We start from the raw sequence: 24,656 nt of genomic DNA on the forward strand, positions 1-24,656 counted from the left end.
ATCGGGCTGCTCGTGCTGCGCATCGGCCTGGTCTTCGGGCGTGAGATCTACCTGACCCGGATGCAGTCGACGAACATGTCGCAGCAGACGGCGTCGTACCTCTTCGACACGGTGACCCGCTACCTCGTCGACGGCATACGCCTCGTGTTCATCATCTCGCTGGTGGTCGCCGGGCTGGCGATCCTGCTGGGCCGGCGCGACGCGCTCGCCCGTGGCGGGCGCTGGGTGAGCCGCACCTCCCGCAACGCCTGGGACGCCCTGGACGAGGGGTCGGTCGGGGAGACCGTCCGCCGGCACACGCCCGTCGCGGCCGGTGTCGTGGTGGCCGTGGGCACCCTCGTCCTCGTGATCTGGAGCAACCCGACGGGCCTCGTGGTGCTCGTGACCGCCATCGTCGTCGCGCTGCTCCTCGTGGCGGTGTGGGCGATGGCGCACCGGAAGGTGGATGCGGGCCTTCCGGCCGGGTGACCGCCGTTCGGCTGGTGGGAGCCGTCCGGCGGCTCGGCGCCGACACCGGGTGACTGCGAGGGGTGCGTCGCCCGGTGCCGGCGTGTCACCCGTGGGGGAAGGACGTGGACGCCGGCCGCTCGAGGTCCGCGCGGTGGTTGCGGATGAGGGCGAGGTTGCGGTCGCGCAGGTGGTCGAAGACCTGGCCGCTGCTCGAGCCCGGAGTCAGCGACGCCAGGGCGTCGGCGGGGTCGAGCCTGGCGGTGACCCAGCCGGGCTGGCTCGCGGCCTTGGCCACGACGTGCCCGATCGGGGTCACGATGTGCGAGTTGCCGAAGTAGTGCACCCCGGCGGGGTCGGTACCGGTCGCGTTGGCGCCGATGACGTAGACGTGGTTGTCGTAGGCCCGCGCCCGTGACGTGAGGTCCCAGAGGTCCGCCGAGCGCAGCAGCGCGGACGGGCGGCAGATCACCTCGGCGCCCTGCACGGCCTGGATGCGCGAGAGCTCCGGGTAGTCGCCGTCGAAGCAGATGATCATGCCGATGCGGCCGAGGTCGGTGTCGCAGACGGTCACGGTGTCGCCGGGCGTCACCCAGCCGCCGCCGGACACGATCTCGGAGCAGAACGGGTGCGTCTTGCGGTAGACGCCGAGCAGGTCACCCGATGGACCCACGAGCACCGCGGAGTTGAAGACGACACCGCGTTCGGGCCCGCGCTCGTAGGTGCCGAAGCACACGTGCACGCCAAGCTCACGAGCGACGGCCTGGACCGGCTCGGCCATCGCGCCGGGGAGCTCGGTGACGAGGTCCCACAGCTCCTCCTTGGAGCAGCCGGGCGTGAAGCCGGTCGTCGCGGTCTCCGGCAGGACGACGAGCTCGGCGCCCGTCGCCGCGACGCACCGGCGCGTCATCTCGACGCACGTGACGAGGTTGGCGCGGATCGTCTCGGCGCTCAGCGGGGCGGCGACCGGGGCGACCTGGACGGCCGCCGCCGTGAAGGCGCGCACCCTCACCGCCTCCCGATGGTCCAGCCGACGATCACGCCGACCAGTGCGACGGCGCCACCGGTGACCACGCCGAGGGCGTACTCGCGCCCGCGGAAGGGCCCCGCATGGGCCGCCCGGCCGGCATACGTCGGGGCAGCGCCGGGTGCGGCCGTCGGGCCGGCTGCCGGGGATGTCGGCGCCGGGGCCCCGGCGGCGGCGGGCAGCGGCGCGACGGCACGCAGCTCGGGCGGCACCCCCTGGATCTCGGCGTCGAGCGCGGCGAAGAACTGCCCGGCCATCCGCTTGGTCACGCCGGAGAGCATGCGCTGGCCCACGCCGCCGATCGGGCCACCGACCTGGGCGTCCGCGTCGTAGGTCACCCGGGTGCCGCCGTCCTCGCACGCCTCGACCCTCACGTCGACGTCCGCCTCCACCGTGCCAGGAGCACCGGCACCGGAAGCCTTGAGCCGCAGGCGGGCCGGCACCTCGAGGTCCTCGAGGTGGATGGTGCCGTCGTACGTCCCACGGACCGCGGCCACGCCCATCGTCACGCGCATGCCGTATGCGTTGTCACCCTTCTCGACGAGCGACTCGCACCCCGGGAGGGTGCGCGCGAGGACGGCCGGGTCGTGGATGGCCTGCCACACCTGTTCGGCTTGTGAGGCCAGGGACACGGCTCCGGTGATCTTCATGCGGTGGGCTCCTTCGGCGTGGGGGAGGTGCGATGCAGGGAGGGGACCTCGCCGACGGCGTGGCGGCGGCGCAGCTCCCAGAGCTCGTAGGGCGAGATGGGCATGCGCCGGATGGGGAAGCCCTCGGCGTCCTCGATGGCGGAGGCGATGACTGCGGACACCGGGATGCAGCCGGCCTCACCGGCGCCCTTGATCCCCAACGGGTTCAGCGGTGACGGGGTCTCGAGGTGGTCCGTCTCGATGGTCGGCACCTCGGAGGCGTAGGGCATGAGGAAGTCCATGAAGGAGGCATTTAGCAGTTGGCCCGTCTCGTCGTAGGCCATCCGCTCGTAGAGCGCGCCGCCGACCCCCTGCGCGACGCCGCCGTGGACCTGCCCCTCGACGATCATCGGGTTGATCATCGTGCCGCAGTCGTGGATGACGCAGTAGCGCAGGATCCTGATCTCGGCGGTGACCGGGTCGGTCTCGACGATCGCGGCGTGCATGCCGTTGGCGAAGGTCGCCTGGGTGGGGGAGTAGAAGTCCTTGCCCTCGAGGCCCGGTTCGTCGTCCTCGGCGACCGGCGGCTTGTCGGGGTCGAAGGTGCCGGCGAACTGCGTTGCGGCCTGGGCCGCCTCGTCGAACGCGTAGCGCAGCGGGTTGGACAGGACCGAGACCGTGCCGAGGCTCATCGACGTGTTCGGGGCACCCTTGACGCGCACGGTCCCGTCGACGATCTCGAGGTCGTCCGGCGAGACCTCGAGCGCGTCGGAGGCGATGCGCAGCGCCTTGGCCCGGACGTTGCGCGCGGCGAGGGCGATGGCGCTGCCGCTCATGACCGCGGCGCGCGACGCGAAGGTGCCCACGGCATACGCCATCTTGCGGGTGTCGCCGGTGGTGACGTGGACGTCCTCGAGGGGGACGCCGAGCTCCTGGGCGACGATCTGGGCGAAGACGGTCTCGTGGCCCTGGCCTTGCGAGGTCAGGCCGGTCGAGACGTTGACGCGGCCGCTCGTCTCGATCTGGATGTGGCCACCCTCGTAGGGGCCGACCCCGGTTCCCTCGACGTAGCAGCCGATCCCGAGCCCGATCCTGCGCCCCTCGGCCTCGGCCACGCGGCGGTGCTCGGAGAAGTCGTCCCAGCCCACCAGCGCCTTGAGCTTGGCGAGGCTCGCGGGGAAGTCGCCGGAGTCGTACTTGAGCGGGCGGCCGTCCTGGAAGAGCAGGCCGTGGTCCCAGGGCATCTCGCTCGGGAGGATGAAGTTGCGCGCGCGCACCTCGGCGCGGTCGAGGCCCAGCTCGTCGGCGATGGCGTCCATCGTGCGCTCCATCGCGAAGCACCCCTGGGGACGGCCCGCGCCCCGATACGGCGTCACGAGAACGGTGTTCGTGTAGAGCGACCAGAACTCGCAGCGGTACGCGCCGGGCTTGTAGGGGCCGAGCAGCTGGGTCGAGGTGATGATCGGGACGATGATCCCGTAGGGGGTGTAGGCGCCGTTGTCGTGCCAGAACCTCACGTCGAGCGCGAGGAGGTGGCCCTCGTCGTCGAAGCCGACAGTGACCTGCTGCAGCTGCCCGCGCTCGTGGGCGGCGCCGACGAAGTGCTCGCGGCGGTCCTCGGTCCACTTCACCGGCCGGTTCAGCAGGCGGGCCGCCCACGGGACGAGCACCTCCTCGGGCCACGGGTGCACGATCTTGACGCCGAAGCCGCCACCGACGTCGGGGGCGATGCACTCGACCTTCGCGAGCGGCAGGTCGAGCTTGGCCGCCACGGCGGCGCGCACGCCGGTGGAGGTCTGCGTCGAGGAGTACATCCGCAGCTCGCCGCGCTCGGTGTCCCACCGCGCGTAGACGCCCTTGCCCTCCATCGGGGTGCACGCGCTGCGCTCGATGTCGAGGTCGAGGGTCAGCGTGTGCGGCGCTGCGGCCAAAGCGGATTCGACGTCGCTGACCTCCTGCAGCATGTGGGCCGCGACGTTGCCGGGGACGTCGTCGTGGACGAGGAGCTCGCCGTCGCGGGCGGCCTCGATGCCGACGACGACGGGCAGCTGCTCGTAGGTGACGCGGATGCGCTGGCAGGCGTCCTCGGCGAGGTAGCGGTCGGTGGCCACGACCATGACGACGGGCTCGCCGACGTGGTTGACCTCGTCCTTGGCCAGGGCGTAGCCGGTGCGGCCGTGGGTGAGCGTCGGGTGGGGGATGAGCAGGGGCAGGGGCTCGCCGACCCGTCCGGGCAGGTCCTCGTGGGCGTAGATGCCGAGTACGCCCTCGATCTCGACGGCGTCGGAGGCGTCGATGTCGACGATGCGGGCGTGGGCGTGCGGGCTGCGGACGAAGGCGGCCGCGAGGGCGTCGTGGCCGAGGTCGTCGAGGTAGCGGCCGCCGCCGGTGACGAGGCGCGGGTCCTCCTTGCGCCGAATCGGCGCGCCGAACATCTGGGTGGTCATGCGCTCTCCCCGGTCGTCGCGGGCGCTGGTTCCGCCGCGCGCTCGGCAGCGCGTTCGGTCCTGAGCTCGGCGGCGCGCAGGACGCTCTTGACGATGTTCTGGTAGCCCGTGCAGCGGCAGAGGTTGCCCGAGATCGCCTCTCGCGCCTGCGCGCTCGTCGGCTGCGGGTTCTCGTCGAGGTAGGCGGTGATGGTGGTGAGGAAGCCCGGCGTGCAGAAGCCGCACTGCAGGCCGTGGCACTCGGCGAAGGCCTGCTGCACGGGGTTCATCGACTCGCCCGTCGGCGCCACGCGGGCGTCGGGCGCCGAGCAGAGGCCCTCGACGGTCGTGATCTCGTGGCCCTGTGCGGTGACGGCGAACATGAGGCAGGAGCGCATCGGGCGCCCGTCGACGAGGACGGTGCAGGCGCCGCAGACGCCGTGCTCGCACCCGACGTGGGTGCCCGTGAGCTGGAGGTCGTGGCGCAGGAAGTCCGACAGCAGCCGCCGCGCCGGCACCGACGCCGTGTGCCGTATGCCGTTGACGGTGACCGTCACCTCCCCCGCAACCTGCCCCTCCCTCTCCCTCTCCCTCTCCCTCTCCGACCCATCCCCTCCCGTCGAGTGGGCACTTTGCTTCAGTTGTGCACCGTCACCCTGTGGACCAGTCGCACCCAAGTGCCCACTCGACGTTTCGGCGTGTGGAGAAGTCGAGGGGAAGTGCCCACTCGACGTGGTGGTCGCCGCCGTCGAGTGCTCACCCACCTGGACGGCCAGGGGCAGGACGCGACGGGTCAGCTCTGCCGCGAGCATGCGGCGGTACTCGGCGCTCGCGTGGATGTCGTCCTCGGGGTCGACGTATGCGTGCACGACCTCCGCGGCCGCGTCCAGTCCGCGCCGCCAGGCCTCCGAGCCCGGCTCGACGCCGCGGAGCGCGGCGCCCAGGTCGAGGACCGACGGCACGGCGGTGACGGAGACGAAGGAGGCGCGGGCGTCGGACACGATCCCGTCGCTGACGGTCAGGGCGACGCCGACACCGGCGACGGCGTAGTCGCCGTGCCGGCGCGCGGACTCGGTGAACGCCGTGCCCGTTCCCGCGGGGAGCCGGCCGAACCGCACTCCGACGACCAGCTCCTCGGGGGCGAGGCACGTCTCCAGCGGGCCGAGGAAGAAGTCGGCGCAGGGGATCTCGTGCGCGCCGTCCGGTCCGACCACCTCGACGACCCCCTCGGTCAGGGCGAGGACCGCCGGCATCTCGCCGGCCGCGTCGGCGTGCGCGATGGAGCCGACGGTGGTGCCGCGGTTGCGGATCGACGGGTGGGCCACGTTGGCCACGGCCTGGCGCAGGATCGGGAGGGCGGCATACGCCTCCTCGGAGCGCTCGAGGGCTGCGTGGCGCACGAGGGCGCCCACGCGTACGTGCTGGGGGGTGACCTCCACGGCGTCGAGCCCGGCGACCCGGTTGATGTCGACGAGGTGGGCCGGGGAGGCGAGGCGCATGTTGAGCAGCGGGATGAGGCTCTGCCCGCCGGCGAGCACCTTGCCGTCGTGGCCGACCTCGGCGAGCACGGCGACGGCCTCTTCGACGGTGCCGGGTGCGTGGTGCACGAAGGGAGCGGGCTTCACCGAACTGATCCTGCCTTCCGAACGGGTGTGGAACCAGTGACTTGCGTGCATCGCTGAGGCCGGGCTTTTGGCAACTTCTGCCGGGAACGGCCGTGGGCCCCCGATCTGCATCGGAGGCCCACGGGCTGCGTGCGGGTGGTGGAGCAGGCCTCAGCGGCGGCGAAGGTCCGGGCCGCCCGGCCGGTCCTGGTAGAGGTCGTCGACGCCGTCGGCGTCGCCGTAGTCGCCCTCACGCTCGCCGAGCGAGATCATGGTGCCGCCGGCCGCGTCGGCCCGGCGGCGCAGATCCTCGGGCGCCAGGACGCGGGCCAGGTGGTAGGCGCCGATGGCGACGATGGTGCCGAGGGCGATGCCACCGAGCGTGAAGTTGTCGGTGAACTTGAGCGACACGTTGCCGATGCCGATGACGATGCCGGCGGCGACGGGGACGAGGTTGATCGGGTTGCCGAAGTCGACCCCGTTCTCCTTCCAGATCTTCGCGCCGAGCAGGCCGATCATGCCGTAGAGCACGACGGTGATGCCGCCGAGCACGCCGCCGGGGACCGAGGCCACGAGGGCGCCGAACTTCGGCGAGAGGCCGAAGATGATCGCCACGATGGCTGCGACGTAGTAGGCGGCGGTCGAGTAGACGCGGGTGGCAGCCATGACGCCGATGTTCTCGGCGTACGTCGTGGTGGGGGAGCCACCGACGGAGGAGGCGATGACGGTGCCGATGCCGTCGGCGGCGATGGCGCGCCCCATGTACGGGTCGAGGTCGGCCCTCGTCATCTCCGCGACGGCCTTGACGTGGCCGGTGTTCTCGGCGATGAGCGCGATGACGGCTGGGAGCACGAGCAGGATGGCGGCGACGGAGAAGGACGGAGCGTGGATGCCCACGATCTCCTTGCCGTCGGCGCCGGTGGTGGACGTCGGCGGGAGGCCGAACCACGACTCGGAGGCGACCTTGTCGAAGTTCGTGCGGAAGTGCGTGGTGATCTTGCCGGCGCCGGCGTCGTATGCGGTGATCTGGCCGAAGACCTTGTCGAAGAGCCACGAGATGACGTAGCCGAAGATCAGTGCGAGGAAGACGGCGATGCGCGAGATGAAGCCCTTGAAGGCAACCGCGCAGACGACGACGAAGAGCATGACGAGCACCGCGACCCACTGGTCCTGCGGCCAGTAGACGCTGGCCACGACCGGCGCGAGGTTGAAGCCGATGAGCATGACGACCGCGCCGGTGACGACCGGCGGCAGCAGCTTGTGCAGCACGCCCGACCCGAGGAAGTGGATGATGACGCCGACGAGTGCGAGGACGGCGCCGGCGACGAGGATGGCGCCGGTGACCGTCGCCGACGTGCCGCCTTGTGCCCGGATGGCGATGACCGCGCCGACGAAGCTCGCCGACGTGCCGAGGTAGCTCGGGACCTTGCCGCCCACGATGAGCAGGAAGCAGATGGTCGCGACGCCGCTCATCATGATCGCGAGCTGGGCGTTGAGGCCCATGAGGAGGGGGAAGACGAACGTGGCGCCGAACATGGCGACGACGTGCTGCGCGCCGAGGCCCACCGTCTTGCCCCACGACAGCCGCTCGTCCGGGGCGACGACGTCGTCGGGGCCCATCGTCTTTCCGTCCCCGTGCAGTTTCCAGCCCAAGCCCAAAGCCATTGCGACTCCTATGGTTGCCACACCCGGTGATGTGGGTCACGCCCCAGTCGGGGTTGGCCGAAAACTACTCCCCCGAAAGGGGACTGCGTTCGTCAAACGCTGATACACGCCGAGGCGGGCCGTCTGGCAGATGCTGCCGTATGCCGCCACGCACGTCCCGCCGGCCGGGCGGCTGGTCGACGTGGAACCTCGCACCCCGTCACGGGGGTGCGATGTTCCACATTCCGCCCAGATCGATCGAGCAGGCCGGGCCGCAGCGACCCGGTCGCCCGGTCCAGCGGCCCGTGGCCAGGGTGCGCCGGTCCCGTAGCCACACGGCATACGCCCTCGGGCCGTGGCGCTCGGGTCAGATGCCGCGCATCTGGTGGATCTTGAGCGCGAGGGCGAGCGTCAGGCGCAGGTCGGGGTCGGTCGTGAAGGGGCCGAGGATCTTCTCGAGCTTGCCGATGCGGTAGCGCAGCGTGTTGTAGTGGAAGAAGAGCAGGCGAGCGGTCTCGGCGACGTTGAGGTTGGTCTCGAGCAGGATGCTCAGCGTGTGGCGCAGGCCGGCGTACTCCGGCGACTCGTCGGTGGCCAGCTCGCGCAGCGACTCGTGGACGAAGCGGCGCAGGTCGGCTCCGTCTGGGATGAGCGCGAGGAGGCGGTAGATCCCCAGGCCGTCGACGTGCGTGAGGGCGCCGTCGCCGTACATCTGCCGACCGACCGTCACCGCCGAGAGCGCCTGGTCGTACGCGGCGGGCAGGTCGGCCGCGGACGTGATGGTGCGCGACACCCCCGCCGAGAACGAGCGCCGCCCGCCGCCGCCGTCGCCGCGCACGACTCGGACGTAGTCGCCGACGATCCGCATGACGTGCTCGGTCTCGGCCTCGGCAGGGACGCCGATGAGCGCGACGACCTCTCGGCTGAACCCCATGACGGGCGAGCGCGGGTCGCGCACGGCGACGGCATGCGTCCAGGCGCGCGCGAACCGCTGCTGGAGGAAGCGCACCTCGTCGGCGTCGCGGGTCGAGCGGTCGTCGTCCTCGTCGGTCTCGGCGACGACCACGACCATGGGCCGGGCGATGTCCCACCCGAGCGAGCTCGCGTGGGCGACCGCGTCGACGGGAGTGCCGGCCCGGCCGGCGAGGGCGTCGCGCAGGAACTCGGCGCGGTACTTGCTCTCGACGGCCGAGACCGCCTGGTCCTTGGTGATGGCGAGGGCGGCCACGGTGGCGGCCCGCTCGAGCAGGCGCACGTCGTCGACCGTGAGGGGGCGGTGGCTGCAGAAGGCGATGAGCACGCCGTGGTCCAGGTGCCCGGCCACGATCCGCACGGCCGCGCGTCCGGCGGCCGGCCCCTCGGGCCGCGGCCCCATCGGCTCGGCCTCGGTGAGCAGCCGGCCGGTGCGGTCGAAGCAGTCCAGGGCGGTGGCGTGGTCCAGCTCGCGCTGCGACCCGGCGCGGGCGATGACGCGTCCGTCGGTGGTCGTCACCATCACGGCGCCGTCGAGGAAGCCGACGACCTGCTCGCACAGGTCGTCGAGGGAGCCGCCGGCGAGCACGATCTGCACGAGGGCCCGGTCGGCGTCCTCGAGCCGGCGCAGCACGGCGGTCTGGTGCTCGAGGATGGCGCTGAGCACCTCGGTGGTGAAGGTGGCGATGTGGTCGAGCGGGATGTCGATGACTGGTAGTCCGGCCGGGGCGGCGACCTTCACCAGCTCGCGCAGGGCCTCGCGGCTCAGGCCCGAGACGACGAGTCCGGCGGCGCCGGCCCGGTCGAGCGCCGTCACGACGTCCGCACCCCAGCCGGCGACCTGGCTCTGCTCGGCGAGCGCCGCGGCGTCGGCGAGGACGAGGCGGTGGGTCAGACTCTCGCCGGCCGCCGCACCGCGCAGCGCCGACCGCAGCGGGATGGTGCTGTCCACGCCGGCGTCGAGCCGTGGGCTGTCGGCGTGGACCACGCCGTGGGCGAGGGCGGCCAGTCCGGCGATGAGCCGCAGGGAGATGCCGGAGCCCTCGGGCCGCGTGGGGCCGGGCGCCTGTGCCTCGGCTGTCAAGTCACCGCGGCGCGGGGCCAGATCGTTGGCAACTTCTACCATGAGCGCACACTACTCACGGTCGGTAGCGTCGCGGCAGCGTCCGCGCCGGGCGGTTCGCGACGAGCGGGGCCCTGGGGTGTGGGAGCGCCCTGGGCCACGGGAGGTGCGGGTGGAGACGGTCGACCGACTGGGCCTGGCGCTGCTGCCTGCCGCGGTCTCGCCTCTCGTCGCCGCGGATCTCTCCGGTGCGGCCCGCCGCCGTCGGGTGCTCGCGGCCTTCCCGACGTGCCTCTACGTCGAGCTGGGCGCGCACGAGCGGGTCCTCGCCGTGCTCGCCGCCGACGCCGTGGCGCTGCCCATCGGGGTGCGGCTCGCGCTCCCGTCGGCACAGGTGCACTGGGCGCTCCAGCCGGGGGACCACGTCGTCGTGGGGGAGGGACGCGTACGCCTGCCGCGGGCCGACGTCGTCGCCGCCCGCCCGCTGCGGCCGGGTCGCGTCCAACCGACCCCGCGAGGCGGTGATCCGGGCGGTGGTCCGGGCGTCGCCCTGCCGGAGCCGGGCGCGCTCGGTGACCTCGCGTACGCCCTGACCGCTTCGGCGCTCGCCGGAGGGTCGGCCGACTCGGGGGTCCGCGGGCTCGTGGGCGCCGGTCGGGGCCTCACGCCGAGCGGCGACGACGCCCTCTGCGGTGTCCTGCTGACGCTGTCGGCGGTCGACGCGCCCGCCGCGCGCCGCGCGCTGGTGGCCGTCCGGGCGGCGGTGCGCAGCGTCCTGCCCTGGACGACCAGCCTGTCCGCGGCGCTCCTCGTGGCCGCCGGCGACGGGTATGCCGTCCCGGACGTCGCGCGCCTCGTCACCCTCGTCGTCGCGGCCGGGTCGAACGGCCGGATCGAAGGGCCCGAACCAGGTCCGGAGCCCGGTTCGGCGGTTTCGGTCCGGCCGATCCGACCGTCCGGCGAGCTCACCGTCCCCACCGAGCGCGCCGTGCCCACCGAGCTCACCGTGCCCACTGAGATCAATGGCCTCGTCGACCGCGTGCTCGCCATCGGGCACACCTCCGGCCGCGACCTGCTGGCCGGGGTCTTCGGCGCGCTGCGTGCGGTCGACGCCCACGCATCCACCACCCAGGAAGGAGCCCGCTGTGGCTGACCACGTCGAGCTGAGAACCGGCGCGTACTACGACTCCGTGACGCTGATGCAGGTCTCGCGTGCCGTCGCCGCTACGCCCGGTGTCGAGGCGGCCCAGGTGGCGATGGCGACCGAGCTCAACCTCGACGTGCTGCGCGGCATGGGCTTCGAGGTGCCGCCGTCGGCGCCCGACGACCTCGTCGTCGCCCTCCGCGGGGATGAGGCGGGCATCGCCGCCGGTCAGGCCGCGCTCGAGGCCGCCCTGGCCGGGAGCCGCTCAGCCGCGGGCGGGTCCGGTGCCATGGGCGAGGCGCCCCCGCCGCGGACGCTCGGTGGCGCGATCCGGCTCTCCGGGGCCGACCTCGCCCTCGTCTCCGTGCCCGGCGAGCACGCGGTGACCGAGGCCCTCGACGCGGTGCGCGCCGGCATCTCGGTCATGGTCTTCTCCGACAACGTCCCGGTCGAGGACGAGGTGCGCCTCAAGGACGCGGCAGCCGAGGCGGGCGTCCTCGTCATGGGGCCCGACTGCGGCACCGCCGTCGTCGGGGGAGTGGCGCTCGGCTTCGCCAACGTCGTGCGGCCCGGCTCGGTGGGTCTCGTCGCGGCCTCGGGCACGGGCGCCCAGCAGGTCATGTGCCTGCTCGACGCGGCGGGTGTCGGCATCAGCCACTGCCTCGGCGTCGGCGGCCGCGACCTGTCCGCCGCGGTGGCCGGCCGTTCGACGATGCAGGCGCTCACCGCGCTCGCCGCCGACCCGGCGACCGAGGCCGTCGTCGTCGTGTCCAAGCCGCCCGCTCCCGAGGTCCTCGCCGACGTGGAGGCGTATGCCGCCGGGCTGGGCAAGCCGGTCCACTGGGCGACGCTCGGGGCGGGGCGTCCCGACCTGACCGCGGCGGTCGAGGCCGTGGTGGCGTCGGTGGGTGGCGGGACCGATGGGGGCTCCCATGGGGCGCCGGAACTGGTGTGGCCCGACTGGGCCGGCGCCTCCAGCGACGAGCTGGGCCGCGGGTCGCTGCGCGGGCTCTTCTGCGGCGGCACGCTGGCCGACGAGGCGATGCTCATCGCTGCCGACACCCTCGGCGACGTCCGCTCCAACATCCCGCTGCGCCCGGACCTGGCGCTCGGCCCGGACCTGCGCGACGCCGGCCACGTCGTCATCGACTTCGGCGACGACTCGCTGACCCGTGGCCGGGCCCACCCGATGATCGACCCGTCGCTGCGGCTCGAGCGCATCGCCGTCGAGGCCGCAGACCCCACGTGCGGTGTGCTGCTGCTGGACCTCGTCCTCGGCCACGGCGCGCACCCCGACCCGGCGCCGGAGCTCGCCGAGGCGATCCGGGCGGCGCGCGAGACCGCCGCCGCCGACCGCCGTGACCTGCCCGTCGTCGTGTCGCTGACCGGCACCACCGGTGACCCGCAGGGCCTCGAGCGCAGCGCCGAGCTCCTCGCCGACGCCGGCGCCACCGTGCTGCTGTCCAATGCCAACGCCACGAGGCACGCCTTCCACCTCCTCGGCCGACGGACGCAGCCCGCCGACACGGCACCGAGGGACTCGGCGCGACCGAGCCACACGGCATACGCAAGCGAGACGCCACCCGACAGCTCCCGTGGGACAGGCCCGGGAGCTCCCGACGGCTCACTCCACGGGCTGCTGGGCGGCGAGCTCACGGTCGCGACCGCGGGGGCCGGGCTCTTCGCCGACTCGCTTCGCGCACAGGCCGTCTCGGTGACGGAGGCCGCGTGGCAGCCGCCGATGCCGGGCACGTCGACCGACCTGGCCCGCGTGCTCGCCGACCCCCGACGGGACGCCGCCAACGCGGAGGCGCTGCGGCGGATGACCGCGGCCGGCGCCGACCTCGTCGACGTGCGCCCGGCGAGCGAGGCGCTCGGCCTCGAGCGCGGCACCTTCCTGCACGCCGGCCCTCCGATCGAGTTCGCCCGCGCGTCAGGGCCGCTCAGGGGCGCGCTCATCGGCGCGATGCTCCTCGAGGGTCTCGCCGACACGGCGGAGGAGGCCGAGGCGAGGCTCGAGAAGGGCGACGGCATCACCCTCGAGCCGTGCCACCACCGCGACGCCGTCGGGCCGATGGCGGGGGTGGTCAGCCCGTCGATGTGGGTATACGAGCTGCGCGACGAGGTGCACGACAACACGTCCTGGTGCTCCCTCAACGAGGGGCTCGGCAAGGTGCTGCGCTACGGCGCGTACGGCCCCGAGGTCATCGACCGGCTCCGGTGGATGAACACCGTGCTCGGCCCGATCCTCCAGCAGGCCGTCCGTGCCCGGGCCGAGCAACAGGGGCCGATCGACATCAAGGCGATCATCGCGCAGATGCTCCAGATGGGCGACGAGGGCCACAACCGCAACCGCGCCGGCTCGCTCATGCTGCTGCGCGAGCTGCTGCCGACGATGATCACCGCCGACGCGTCTTCGACCGACATCGCCGAGGCCGTGCGGTTCTCCGGTGCCAACGAGCACTTCTTCCTCAACCTCGGCATGCCCGCGTGCAAGCTGAGCATTCTTGCGGCAGAGGGCATCGCGGGCTCGAGCGTCGTGACCACCATGGCGCGCAACGGCACCGACTTCGGCATCCGCGTGTCCGGCACCGGCGACACCTGGTTCACCGGCCCCGCCAACACCCCCGAGGGCCTCTTCCTCGGCTCCTACGGGCCGGACGACGCCAACCCCGACATCGGCGACTCGGCGATCACCGAGACCGCCGGCATCGGCGGGTTCGCCATGGCGGCCGCGCCGGCCATCGTCAAGTTCGTCGGCGGCGACGTGCCCTTCGCGCTCCGGACCACGCAGAGGATGTACGAGGTCACGGTCGGGGAGCACACGGCATACCAGGTCCCGATCCTCGAGTTCCGCGGGACGCCGACCGGCATCGACGTCGCCGCGGTGGCGCGCACCGGCATCCTGCCGCAGATCAACACCGGCATGGCCGGGCGCGTCGCCGGCACCGGCCAGGTCGGGGCCGGGCTCGTCACCCCGCCGGAGGAGTGCTTCACCCAGGCCCTGACCGCCCTCGCCGCCCTCGCCGCCCTCCCCGCCGCAGCCCGAGAGGCGTGACCGCCCCCCGTCTCACCCGCGCCGAGGACGGCGCGACCACGACCTATTTGTCCGTTTCGCGAACATGGTCCGACCAGCGTGGTTAGCCTCGTCGTGGGGTCGAGGAGACGACGAGGGAGATCCACATGGCTCGGTTCAGGACGGCGGCTGTGGTCGTTGCCTCCGCGCTGGTGCTGCTGGGGTTGACCCCTCCACCCGCACCGGTGGCGCACACCCCGCCGCGCATCTCCCGGCACGAGTTCAGGGACGCGGCCTACGGCTCGTCGGCCACAGCGGCCCCGATGGCCGCGTTCGGAGCGCTCGGCTCCAGCCGGGACTACTCCCTGCTCTTCCCGGCCCAGACCGGGGCGCCCTACGCGCGATGGAACCCGTGCAAGCCCATCTACTGGCGGGTCAACCCGCGATGGGCTCCCGAGGGCGCCCTCGCGGATCTGCAGGGCGCCTTCAGCCGCCTCCACGCCGCGACGGGGCTCGCGTTCGTCTACAGGGGCACGACGACCCTGGTGCCCGGGACCGCGGCCTACGACGCCGCGGACACCGACGGCTACATCATCGTCGCCTGGGCTCCGGACGGCTCCACCGCGCTCATTCCCAGGGCCCCGCGTGGCCGCTACGGCCTGATGGGCATGGCCGGCGGGTACGCCACCACCGGTTACGCGTCGAACGGGAAGCCGTACGCGACGATCGACAAGGCGTACGTGCTTCTGTCCACCAGCTTCCCGAGCCTCGCGGGCGGTTTCGGGTGGGGGAACAGGTACGGCTGGCTGGGGACCCGGGGGATGCTGGACATGCACGAGCTGGCCCACGCCGTCGGGCTGGACCACGCCCGCGGCACGACGCAGATCATGTATCCCGTGGCCCAGCGCATGCCCGCCAACTGGGGCGCGGGCGACCTCACCGGCCTGCGTCTCGTCGGCAGGGCGGCAGGCTGCATCCCGGCGTTCACCGGCTGAGCACCGGGCGTTCGCGGGCTGCTCGGTGGCCCTGCCCGAATGGGAGAAAATGGGTGGGGTCCGCCGCCGCGCCCGCCTAGGGTTGGACGAGCCATGCGAGACTTCCCGCCCGCTGTCCGGGCCTTCACCGACCGCGGCGCCGAGACGCCCGACACCCGCTCGCCGCGGGCCTTCCTGCTGTGGATGGTGCGGCAGAACGGCAGCCTGTTCTGGGCCGGTCTGCTCGTCGCGCTCATCTGGATGGTGCCGCAGACGCTCGGGCCGTGGATGGTCGGCCGCGCCATCGACACCGGCATCGTCACCGGCGACTCGGCGACGACCACGCGCTGGCTCCTCGCCATCGCCGTCGTCACGGTCTTCGGCGCGGTCAGCGGGATCCTCTTCCACACCGTCATCGTCCGCGAGTGGCTCATCGCGCTCTACGGCACGACCATGCTCGTCACCCGCAAGGCGCTCCAGCTCGGGCACGTCCTGACCCGGCGCACCCCCACGGGCGAGGTGCTCTCCGTCTCGGGGAGCGACGGCGACCAGTTCGGCGCGCTGATGGAGATCACGACGCGCACCATCTCCCAGCTCGTCGCCTACCTCGTGGTGGCGGGGATCGTGCTGACGACGTCGGTGCGCATGGGCCTGCTCGTGCTCGTCTCCGCGCCGCTGCTCGTCGTCCTCGGCGCGCCGCTGCTGCGGCCGATGCAGCGCTGGCAGGGGGTCGAGCGCTCGCGCAACTCCGAGCTGACCTCGATGGCGACCGACATCGTCGGTGGCCTGCGCATCCTGCGCGGCATCGGCGGCGAGGACACCTTCGGCGGCAACTACGCCGCGCAGTCCCAGCTGGTGCGCCAGTCCGGTGTCGCCGGCGGTCGCTGGCTCGCCGCCGTCGAGTCGGTGGGCGTGCTGCTCTCCGGCAGCTTCGTCGTCGCCCTGATGTGGTTGGGCACGCGGGAGGTCGCGCAGGGCCGCCTGACGGTCGGGCAGCTCGTCAGCTTCCTCGGCTACGGCCTGTTCCTCATCCAGCCGATGCGCACCTTCGTCGAGTTCGCTCAGAAGTGGACCCGCTCGGTCGTCTCGGCGCGCAAGGCGATTGCCGTGCTCGAGCAGCGCCCGCCGTGGGTCCACCCCGAGCACCCGGCGACGCTCGACACGACCGCCGAGATCGTCGACGAGCAGTCCGGTGCGACGATCCGGCCCGGCCGTCTCACCATGGTCGTCTCGGCGGTGCCCGACGACTCGGCCGCGCTCGCCGACCGCATCGGCCGCTACCTGCCGAGCGGCGACGGCACGCTCGTCAGCGACGAGATCCCCGAGGGCCTCAAGGGCCGGGCTGCCCGGCGCGAGCGTGCCGCCCGCGCCCGGGCCCGTGAGGAGCAGGCGCGCCGTGACGACGAGCGCGCTCGCCAGGCGTGGGGCGTCACCGTCGGCGGGGTCGACCTCTCGAGGGTGGAGCTCGACGAGGTACGCCGTCGCATCCTCGTGAGCGACAACGCCCCCCAGGTCTTCGCCGGGACGCTGCGCTCGGCGGTCGACCCGCTCGGGACGCTCAGCCGCGCCGAGGCGGAGCGGGCGCTCTACACCGCAGCCGCCGACGACGTGTTCGATGCGCTGCCCGGCGGCTGGCAGGGCGAGCTCGAGGAGCGCGGCCGTGGGCTCTCCGGTGGCCAGCGGCAGCGGCTCGTGCTCATGCGGGCCCTCGCGGCCGACCCCGACGTCCTCGTCCTCGTCGAGCCGACCTCGGCGGTGGACGCCCACACCGAGGCCCGCATCGCGGCCCGGCTCGGCGAGCACCGCCAGGGCCGCACGACCGTCGTCATGACGGCCTCGCCCCTGCTGCTGCACCACGCCGACGAGGTCATCCTGCTCGAGGGTGGTGTCGCCACCGCCCACGGACGGCACGCCGACCTGCTCGCCGAGTCACCGGCATACCGCTCGGTGGTCGTGCGCGGGGCCGACGCCGACCCGTCCGTCCTCTCCCACCTCGCCGAGGAGCCCCGATGAGCACCGCCGACAGCACGCTCGCGACGGCCGGCGCCGCGCGCGACGCCGCCCGCGACGCCGGGCGCGTCGACGCGACGGCCTCGCCGCTGCCCGTCGCGCTCGCGGCGGAGTCGGCGCGCACGTGGGACGCCGTCAGCCACGTGCCGCCGGTGCCGGAGGAGCTGCGGCCGCCGCAGCACGCCTCGGTCGCCCAGCGCCTGCACGCGCTGCGCCGTCGGCACCTGCTGCGCGAGCGCCGCGCCCAGGAGTTCGTCGCCGACACGATGAACTCCCGCAAGGGCCTGCCCATCGCCGACAACCGCAGCGTCGTCCGCTTCATCGGCAGCCTGCTGTCACAGCAGCGGCTGCTCGTCATCGCTGTGGTTGCCGCCAACGCCCTGGCCGCGACGGCGGGCCTGCTCGTGCCGCGCCTGCTCGGCCAGCTCGTCGACTCGACCGTGGCCGACGTGCAGGCCGGCCGGGTCGACGCGGCGCTCGCCGGCGCCAACACGGCCGCGCTCCTCGTGGCCGGGCTCGTCGTGCTCCAGAGCGCCTTCACCCTCGCCGCCAAGACGACCTCGGCGGTGCTCGGCCAGGGCGTGCTCGCCGACGCCCGCGAGTACGTCGTGCGCGCGATCCTGCGCCTGCCGCTCTCGCGCGTCGAGAGCGCCGGCTCGGGTGACCTCGTGACCCGCGTGACCCGCGACGTCGGCACGATGAGCGAGAGCGTGCGCTGGGCCCTCCCCGAGGCCATCGTCGCGAGCATCACCGTGGCGCTCACGCTCGTGGCCATGGTCAGCAACTCCGTCGTACTGTCGCTGCCCTCGATCGTGCTCATGGCGGTCGCGCTCGTGCAGGTGCGCCGCTACCTCCAGCGCGCCTCGAAGGGCTACCTCACCGAGGGCGGCACCTACTCGCGCATCAACACGACGCTGACCGAGACGGTCGAGGGCGCCCGCACCGTCGAGGCGCTCGGGCTCGCCGGGCACCGCCTGCGGCGCGGCGACGACGACATCGCGGTCTCCGCGCAGGCCGAGCGCTACACGATGACGCTGCGCAACCTGCTCTTCGCCGTCATGGACGTCGCGTTCAGCACGCCGCGCGTCCTCGTCCTGCTGTTCGGGTCCATCGGGTACGCCGAGGGCTGGGCGACGATCGGGCAGATCACGACCGCGATCCTCTACACCGAGGCACTCTGGGGCCCGTTCGACATGCTCGTGTCCACCGTCGACCGCGTGCAGGTCGGCATCGCCTCGACGACGCGCCTGCTCGGGATCGCGACGGTGCCGCCGGACCGCCAGGCCGGCGACGACCTGCCGGTGGGGTCCGAGCTCGTCGGCACCGACCTGCGCTACGCCTACCGCGCCGACCACGACGTGCTGCACGGCATCGACCTCGACCTCGCCACCGGTGAGCGCCTCGCGATCGTGGGCCCGAGCGGCTCGGGCAAGTCGACGCTCGGGCGGCTGCTGTCGGGCATCCACGGGCCGCGTACCGGCTCGGTCACCGTCGGCGGGGTGGAGCTCACGGCGCTGCCGCTCGACACGCTGCGCACCGAGGTCGCCCTGGTCACGCAGGAGCACCACGTCTTCATCGGCTCGGTGCGCGACAACGTCGTGCTGGCGCGCGAGGGGTCGAGTGACGAGCAGGTCCGCGCTGCGCTGCGAGCCGTCGACGCCCTGGACTGGGTCGAGCGGCTGCCCGAGGGCCTCGACACGAAGCTCGGGTCGGGCCACCACGAGCTGACCCCGGGACGCGCGCAGCAGATCGCGCTCGCCCGGCTCATCCTCGCCGACCCGCACACGATCGTGCTCGACGAGGCGACCTCGCTCATCGACCCCCGCACCGCGCGCCACCTCGAGGGCTCGATGAACGCGCTGCTGACCGGTCGCACGGTCGTGGCCATCGCGCACCGCCTGCACACGGCGCACGACGCCGACCGCATCGCGGTGGTCATCGACGGCCGGATCGCCGAGCTCGGCAGCCACGACGAGCTCGTCGCCCGTGACGGGGAGTATGCCGCCCTCTGGCGTGCCTGGACCTCCTGACCTCCGCGCGCGAGGAGGTAGACCGAGGAGGTATGACGTCGCGTCCCGACGCGACGGCATACCTCCACCCGCTCCGGCGCGCTCCGGGTCGAGGTGATCGCTCGCGGCCCGGCGCGACGGCACACCTCCACCGAGCCGGGCGCACCTCGGCTCAGGCGTCGACGCGGGCAAGTCGCCGGCGCACTGCGGGACCGGTCAGCTCGAGCATGGCCCGCGTCAGGGCGACGCGCTCGACGACGGTCCGGTGCAGGGACTCAGCAGCGCCGTCGCGCAGCTCGACCGTCGGGAGCGCGGTGAAGGCCGAGCGGGCGAAGAGGGACCCGAGGTAGCCGAAGCGGACGTCATCGGGGTCGACGGCGTAGTCCTCGTCGGCGAGCCCCTGAAGGTAGCCCTCGAAGATGACGGGGTCGATGAGCGCGAGGTCGGCGGCAGGCACGACCCGGCGTGCATCGGGCCGACGAGCAGCTGGCCCAGGTCGAAGCCGACCGCGAGCGGGGACGCGAACCCCCAGTCGATGACCACGAAGTCCTCCTTGCCCTCGCAGACGAGGATGTTCTGGATGCTCGCGTCGCCGTGGGCGTAGGTCTGTGGCAGGCGGTCCAGCTCCGTGAGGACATCGAGCACGAGGGAGAAGTGGGCCCGCAGGTCGTCCCTCAGGTGGAGGTCGCCGGTGGCCCGCAGCGCCTCGACGAGAACGGGTTGCGCCCACAGCTCGTCGTCGGCCAGGTCGGCGCCCGCGCCGTGCAGCACCCGACCTTCGACCAGGTACCTCAGCGCGGCCCCGGCGGGGAGGCGGCAGATGTCGGGGAGCCGCTCGTTGACCTCTGCCCCGGCGCGACGGCGGGCGGCCAGCCGGCCGAGCAGCCGTGCGGCGCGGGCGAGCTCGTCGAGGCTCCACCGTCCGGGCCGTTCGTGGACGAACTCCCACCAGAGGCCGACGTGGTCGTCGTCGAGCTCCTCGTGGTGGTGCAGCGTGGGGGTCCGCATGCCGGGCGGCAGCACGTCTGCGATCCCGGAGACCGCCATGTCCAGCTCGAAGCGCCACGGGAAGCTGTTGAGGAAGAAGTCGCGGAGCTCTCCTTCCGGGACCTGGACCAGGCCCGGCCACAACCGCGGGTGTCGCAGCAGCTTGACGAAGTAGGTCGCGTCGGAGCCGTCAGGGCGGGCGGCGACGGCGCGCCACAGCCCGGCCGTGGCCGGGGAGCCCCACTCGTAGGCGATCGGTGTCAGGGTGACCGCCCCCGCCGGGGTGGCCGCGAGCCGGCTCGTGACCTGCGCGATGTCGATGGTCATGGTGACCCCTAACAAGTAAAGCGCCTTGACCAAAATCAGGTTAGGCTCGTGCCATGGCACGTGGCAAGACCGCCGGGGCGGCGGCTGCGGCGGACGCCGTCACCGCGGCGGACGACCTGCCGGACCACCTCTTCCGCTGGTCGGACGCCGTGGCCCAGCGACTCTCCCGGGAGATGCGGGCCCTCGCGCCAGCCGAGCTGACGGCCATCGGTGGGCGTCGCGCCCGCCTGCTGCAGCTGGTCCCCGCCGGGGGGATGCGGGTGACGGACCTCGCCCACCGGGCCGGTGTCACGAAGCAGGCCATCGGCCAGCTCGTCGACACCCTCGAGGAGCTCGGCCTGGTGCACAGCGCCCCGAGCAGCTCGGACCGCCGGGTCCGGTGGGTGACGCGGACGCCGGCCGGCGACGCACTCGTCAGGCGGAGCCTGGCCGTCATCGCCGAGGCCGAGGACCGGCTGCGACGCGAGGTCGGGGCACGCCGGTACGACTCCATGCTGGCGACGATGCGCGAGCTCGGTCGCGACGTCACCTGGTGACCGAGGAGGTTCCCGCCGAGCGGGTCTCGACGGGGGCGGGCTCGCGTGTGATCGTGTGCTCATGAGCAACGACAGCACCGAGAGCAGCCAAGGCACCGACGCGCAGGCACCCGGGGAGCGGACGGCATACGTCATCGTCGGGGGAGGGCTGGCCGCGGCGAAGGCGGTCGAGGGGATCCGCGAGAGCGACTCCACCGGCTCGATCCTCCTCGTCGCGCAGGAGGACCGGCTGCCCTACGAGCGGCCCCCACTGTCGAAGGGCGTGCTCAAGGGCGACGACGAGCCGGACTCGGCGTTCACCCACGACCGCGACTGGTACGACGAGCAGCACGTCGAGCTGCGGCTCGGCACGGCGGCGACGGCCCTCGACGCCGAGAAGCACGCGCTCACCCTGGCGGGCGGCGGCGTGGTCGCCTACGAGAAGCTCCTGATCGCAACGGGATCCACGCCCCGGGCGCTCGACGTCCCCGGTGCGGACCTCGACGGCGTGCTCTACCTGCGCGAGCTGCAGGAGTCCGAGGCGCTCAAGGCCCGCCTCACCGAGGGGGCCCGTGTCGTGCTCGTCGGGGCCGGCTGGATCGGCCTCGAGGTGGCCGCCGCGGCGCGCCACCACGGCTGCACCGTCACGATCATCGAGCCGCAGGCCGCGCCGCTGCTCGGCGTGATGGGGGAGCAGGTCGGTGGCTACTTCGCGGAGCTGCACCGCGGGCACGGGGTCGAGCTCCGTCTCGGCGAGGGCGTCGAGCGCATCGAGGGCGAGGGCTCGGTGACTGGCGTCGTCACCACGTCGGGCGACACCGTGCCGGCCGACATCGTGGTCGTCGGCGTCGGCATCACACCCAACACCGGCCTCGCCGAGGGCGCCGGCATCGAGACCGACAACGGCATCGTCACCGACCCGGGGCTGCGCACCTCCGCCGAGGGGGTCTGGGCCGCGGGCGATGTCGCAAACTGGCGCAGCACGACGCTCGACACCCACGTGCGCGTCGAGCACTGGGCCAACGCCCAGGACGGCGGCCTCGCGGCCGGCCGGTCCATGGCCGGGCAGGACGTCACCTACGACCCCATCCCCTTCTTCTTCTCCGACCAGTACGACATCGGCCTCGAGTACGCCGGCTACGTCCCGCGCGGCACCGACGCCGAGGTCGTCCTGCGCGGTGAGCCGTCGAGCAACGAGTTCATGGCGTTCTGGGTCGTGCCCGAGGGCGAGGGCGTACGCGTCCTCGCTGGGATGCATGTCAACGTCTGGGACACGATCGACGACGTCCAACGCCTCGTGCGCGACCACGCCGTCGTCGACCCGGCCCGCCTGGGCGACCCGGACGTGCCGCTCGGAGACCTGGGGAAGTCCACCGGCTGACGCCCGACTCGGACGGTTTTGCTCCGTCGCCGCGGACGGCTCCCTACCCTGAGACGGGTGGACGAGCAGGCCAGGTGGATTCGTCTCGCGGCGGAGATCCTCAACGCGCCGCTACCCTCGATCGCCCATGAGCTCCTCGTCGAGGGGCTCATGCGCCAGACGCACGCCGACGTGGCGACCCGGATCGGGCTGACGCCGCAGGACCCGGACGCGCTCCGCATCCGCGTCGAGGCCCGCGAGGAGGTGCCGCCGCGAGAGCACTGGCCGGTGGCGGCCCAGGCGCGGGCCCACCCGCTGTCGCAGTACTACGGCACGACGACCGACCGCGCACCCGTGCGGCTGACCGACCTCGTGGCGGCGGGCTGGGGCCTGGGCGAGGAGGACCACGCCGCGATGGAGGCGCTCGGCATCACCGAGCACCAGATGACCCTGCCGTGCCGGCCCAAGGGCAGCGACTTCGACGGCTGGGTCGTGCTCGACGAGCACGGGTTCACCGACGACGACCTCTCGACTCTCACCGCGCTGCAGCCGCTGCTCGTGGGCCTGGACCGGCACGTCGCCATGTTCACCGAGGTCGCCGCGCTGCGCGACGCGCCCGCTGCCGATGCGGTGACGCTGACGCCCCGTGAGTGCGTCGTCCTGCGCCTCATGGCGAGGGGCTCGACCGCCGAGGCCATCGCCGCCAGGCTGGCCATCTCTCCTCGCACGGTGCACAAGCACCAGGAGCACCTCTACCGCAAGCTCCGCGCCTCGGACCGTCTCTCGGCGGTGCTGGCGGCGCAGCGGCTCGGGCTGCTCCCGGTTCCGGCGAGCGGCTCCTAGAGAGCTCCAGGACAGGCCTGAGACACTGACCCGCCCGGCGGCTCAGTGTCGCCGCCCCCATGTGCAGGGACGGGGCGCGCCGGCCCACCGACCACGCGCCCCGTCCCTTTCGGTTCGGCCCGGACCGCCGCCGCACAGCCCCCTGTGCGGCTCCCCCTGGTCGGCCCGGACCGCGTCCTGCTGCGCTCAGCCTCCCTGCGGCGGCTGCCAGTCGGGCGCGCAGGTCGCCATGCCGGCGATGACGTATGCCGTGAGCTCACCGAAGTCCGCGTCGCTGAGGTAGCTGAACGGCTTGGGCTCCATGCCCCGGTAGGCGGCCCCGCTGCCGACGGTGGCTCGGCTCTGGATGAGCGGCTCCTGGGTCAGGCCGTGCGCGGCCATGAACGCCGCGACGGCGTCGTCGGCGACGTGGCCGCACTGCGCGGCATACGTCGGGCCGATGAGGTACTGCACGCCCATGTCACTGAGCGGCATCCACGGCGTGTTGCCGGCGAGGTGCTGCTGGTAGGCCGCGGGCTGCCAGTAGTCCCGGTAGCAGTGGTGCGCCGACGCCAGCGAGGAGCTGGCGACGGTGATGGCGGCTGCGGCTGCGGCGACGGTGCCGCCGCGGCGCAGGAAGGTGCGAAGTGCTCCCATGCGTCTCTCCCTGTCGTTCCTGGCCGGCCCCGTCCGGCGGTCCCGTCGGTGGACGGGACCAGTCACAGTCTCCTGACGGGGTGCAGGCCGGGAAATACGCAGACCTACGTATGCCGTCCGCCTCCTCGCGGATGAAGGCGCGGCGTGGTGCGTGGCAGGATGGGCGCCGTGACGGCACAGATCCTCGACGGCAAGGCCACTCTCACGGCGATCAAGGCGGAGCTGACCGAGCGGGTCGCCCGGCTGCGGGAGCAGGGGGTCGTCCCCGGACTCGGGACGGTGCTCGTGGGTGATGACCCGGGCAGTCACTGGTACGTCAACGCCAAGCACAAGGACTGCGCCGAGATCGGCATCACGAGTCTCCGGCGCGACCTGCCGGCCACGGCCACGCAGGCCGAGGTCGAGGCGGTCATCGACGAGCTCAACGCCGACCCGGCCTGCACCGGCTTCCTCGTGCAGCAGCCGACCGGCCTCGACGAGATGGCGCTGCTGTCGCGGGTCGACCCGACCAAGGACGTCGACGGCCTGCACCCGATGAATCTCGGCTGGCTCGCTCTCGGCAAGCCGGCGCCGCTGCCGTGCACGCCGATGGGCTGCATCGAGCTGCTGCGCCGTCACGGCGTGCAGATCGCCGGCGCGAAGGTCGTCGTCATCGGCCGCGGCCTCACCGTCGGGCGGCCGCTCGGCCTCATCCTGACCCGCAAGAGCGAGAACGCGACCGTCACGCTGTGCCACACCGGCACGAAGGACCTTGCGGCAGAGGTGCGCCAGGCCGACATCGTCATCGCCGCGGCGGGCGTGCCGAGCATCGTCACCAAGGACATGGTCAAGCCCGGCGCGGCCGTCCTCGACGTGGGCGTGAGCCGCGTCGACGGCAAGATCGCCGGCGACGTCGCGCTCGACGTGGCCGAGGTCGCCGGCTGGATCAGCCCCAACCCGGGCGGTGTGGGTCCGATGACGCGGGCCCTGCTGCTGTCGAACATCGTGGCGGCGGCCGAGGCGTCGCTCGCGGCGCACGCCTGA

18 protein-coding genes are annotated in these 24,656 nt (G+C 73.0%); 10 read left to right on the plus strand and 8 right to left on the minus strand.

Going from position 1 to position 24,656, the window contains the following annotated elements:
- A partial coding sequence (locus ABD241_RS01020; protein ID WP_344057522.1) for a hypothetical protein occupies positions 1 to 468 on the plus strand: 468 nt, incomplete at its 5' end.
- 85 nt (positions 469 to 553) lie between these two features.
- On the opposite strand, the gene ABD241_RS01025 is transcribed toward ABD241_RS01020, so the two are convergent.
- The 6 genes from ABD241_RS01025 to ABD241_RS01050 form a co-directional block, all read right to left on the minus strand.
- Complete coding sequence (locus ABD241_RS01025; protein ID WP_344057524.1) at positions 554 to 1,453, minus strand: carbon-nitrogen hydrolase family protein; 900 nt, start codon at positions 1,451 to 1,453, stop codon at positions 554 to 556.
- Between the two features lie 2 nt (positions 1,454 to 1,455).
- Complete coding sequence (locus tag ABD241_RS01030; RefSeq protein WP_344057526.1) at positions 1,456 to 2,124, minus strand: SRPBCC family protein; 669 nt, start codon at positions 2,122 to 2,124, stop codon at positions 1,456 to 1,458.
- Positions 2,121 to 4,550 (minus strand): aerobic carbon-monoxide dehydrogenase large subunit, encoded by a 2,430-nt coding sequence (gene cutA / locus ABD241_RS01035; RefSeq protein ID WP_344057528.1) that lies wholly within the window; start codon positions 4,548 to 4,550, stop codon positions 2,121 to 2,123. The genes ABD241_RS01030 and cutA overlap by 4 nt, the downstream gene beginning before the upstream one ends.
- On the minus strand, positions 4,547 to 6,154 hold the full coding sequence (locus tag ABD241_RS01040) for an FAD binding domain-containing protein (protein ID WP_344057530.1): 1,608 nt from the start codon (positions 6,152 to 6,154) through the stop codon (positions 4,547 to 4,549). Before ABD241_RS01040 ends, cutA begins: the two co-directional genes overlap by 4 nt.
- A gap of 150 nt (positions 6,155 to 6,304) precedes the next feature.
- A complete protein-coding gene (locus tag ABD241_RS01045) occupies positions 6,305 to 7,753 on the minus strand; it encodes a uracil-xanthine permease family protein (RefSeq protein ID WP_344057532.1) in 1,449 nt (482 codons plus the stop codon).
- A 391-nt stretch (positions 7,754 to 8,144) separates the two neighbouring features.
- Positions 8,145 to 9,833 (minus strand): helix-turn-helix domain-containing protein, encoded by a 1,689-nt coding sequence (locus tag ABD241_RS01050; RefSeq protein WP_344057535.1) that lies wholly within the window; start codon positions 9,831 to 9,833, stop codon positions 8,145 to 8,147.
- A gap of 151 nt (positions 9,834 to 9,984) precedes the next feature.
- Here ABD241_RS01050 and ABD241_RS01055 point away from each other — a divergent pair, with 151 nt between their 5' ends.
- The 5 genes from ABD241_RS01055 to ABD241_RS01075 all read left to right on the plus strand — a co-directional run bounded on the left by ABD241_RS01055 (position 9,985) and on the right by ABD241_RS01075 (position 18,986).
- On the plus strand, positions 9,985 to 10,965 hold the full coding sequence (locus ABD241_RS01055) for an oxamate carbamoyltransferase subunit AllH family protein (protein ID WP_344057537.1): 981 nt from the start codon (positions 9,985 to 9,987) through the stop codon (positions 10,963 to 10,965).
- Complete coding sequence (locus ABD241_RS01060; protein WP_344057539.1) at positions 10,958 to 14,014, plus strand: bifunctional FdrA/YlbE family protein; 3,057 nt, start codon at positions 10,958 to 10,960, stop codon at positions 14,012 to 14,014. The genes ABD241_RS01055 and ABD241_RS01060 overlap by 8 nt, the downstream gene beginning before the upstream one ends.
- Before the next feature lie 125 nt (positions 14,015 to 14,139).
- Complete coding sequence (locus ABD241_RS01065) at positions 14,140 to 14,967, plus strand: hypothetical protein (protein WP_344057541.1); 828 nt, start codon at positions 14,140 to 14,142, stop codon at positions 14,965 to 14,967.
- Between the two features lie 93 nt (positions 14,968 to 15,060).
- A complete protein-coding gene (locus ABD241_RS01070; protein WP_344057543.1) occupies positions 15,061 to 16,959 on the plus strand; it encodes an ABC transporter ATP-binding protein in 1,899 nt (632 codons plus the stop codon).
- Positions 16,956 to 18,986 carry an ABC transporter ATP-binding protein gene (locus ABD241_RS01075; protein ID WP_344057545.1) on the plus strand — a complete coding sequence of 677 codons (2,031 nt, stop codon included), beginning with the start codon at positions 16,956 to 16,958 and terminating at the stop codon, positions 18,984 to 18,986. The genes ABD241_RS01070 and ABD241_RS01075 overlap by 4 nt, the downstream gene beginning before the upstream one ends.
- A 216-nt stretch (positions 18,987 to 19,202) precedes the next feature.
- Here the strand turns inward: ABD241_RS01075 and ABD241_RS01080 are convergent, their stop codons facing one another.
- On the minus strand, positions 19,203 to 20,279 hold the full coding sequence (locus ABD241_RS01080; RefSeq protein WP_344057547.1) for a phosphotransferase: 1,077 nt from the start codon (positions 20,277 to 20,279) through the stop codon (positions 19,203 to 19,205).
- Between the two features lie 53 nt (positions 20,280 to 20,332).
- Between ABD241_RS01080 and ABD241_RS01085 the strand changes: the two genes are divergently transcribed.
- The 3 genes from ABD241_RS01085 (at position 20,333) to ABD241_RS01095 (ending at position 22,997) form a co-directional block, all read left to right on the plus strand.
- Positions 20,333 to 20,815 (plus strand): MarR family winged helix-turn-helix transcriptional regulator, encoded by a 483-nt coding sequence (locus ABD241_RS01085; RefSeq protein WP_344057549.1) that lies wholly within the window; start codon positions 20,333 to 20,335, stop codon positions 20,813 to 20,815.
- 61 nt (positions 20,816 to 20,876) lie between these two features.
- Entirely contained in the window at positions 20,877 to 22,175 is a 1,299-nt protein-coding gene (locus tag ABD241_RS01090) for an NAD(P)/FAD-dependent oxidoreductase (protein WP_344057551.1), read from the plus strand.
- A 57-nt stretch (positions 22,176 to 22,232) separates the two neighbouring features.
- The gene (locus ABD241_RS01095) at positions 22,233 to 22,997 is read left to right on the plus strand and encodes a response regulator transcription factor (RefSeq protein WP_344057553.1); all 765 of its coding nucleotides are present in this window, start codon (positions 22,233 to 22,235) and stop codon (positions 22,995 to 22,997) included.
- A 186-nt stretch (positions 22,998 to 23,183) separates the two neighbouring features.
- On the opposite strand, the gene ABD241_RS01100 is transcribed toward ABD241_RS01095, so the two are convergent.
- A complete protein-coding gene (locus tag ABD241_RS01100) occupies positions 23,184 to 23,633 on the minus strand; it encodes a hypothetical protein (RefSeq protein ID WP_344057555.1) in 450 nt (149 codons plus the stop codon).
- A gap of 168 nt (positions 23,634 to 23,801) precedes the next feature.
- Here ABD241_RS01100 and ABD241_RS01105 point away from each other — a divergent pair, with 168 nt between their 5' ends.
- On the plus strand, positions 23,802 to 24,656 hold the full coding sequence (locus ABD241_RS01105; protein ID WP_344057557.1) for a bifunctional methylenetetrahydrofolate dehydrogenase/methenyltetrahydrofolate cyclohydrolase: 855 nt from the start codon (positions 23,802 to 23,804) through the stop codon (positions 24,654 to 24,656).

The sequence above is a fragment of the Terrabacter lapilli genome (genome assembly GCF_039531305.1).
GTDB classification, from domain to species: Bacteria; Actinomycetota; Actinomycetes; order Actinomycetales; family Dermatophilaceae; genus Terrabacter; species Terrabacter lapilli.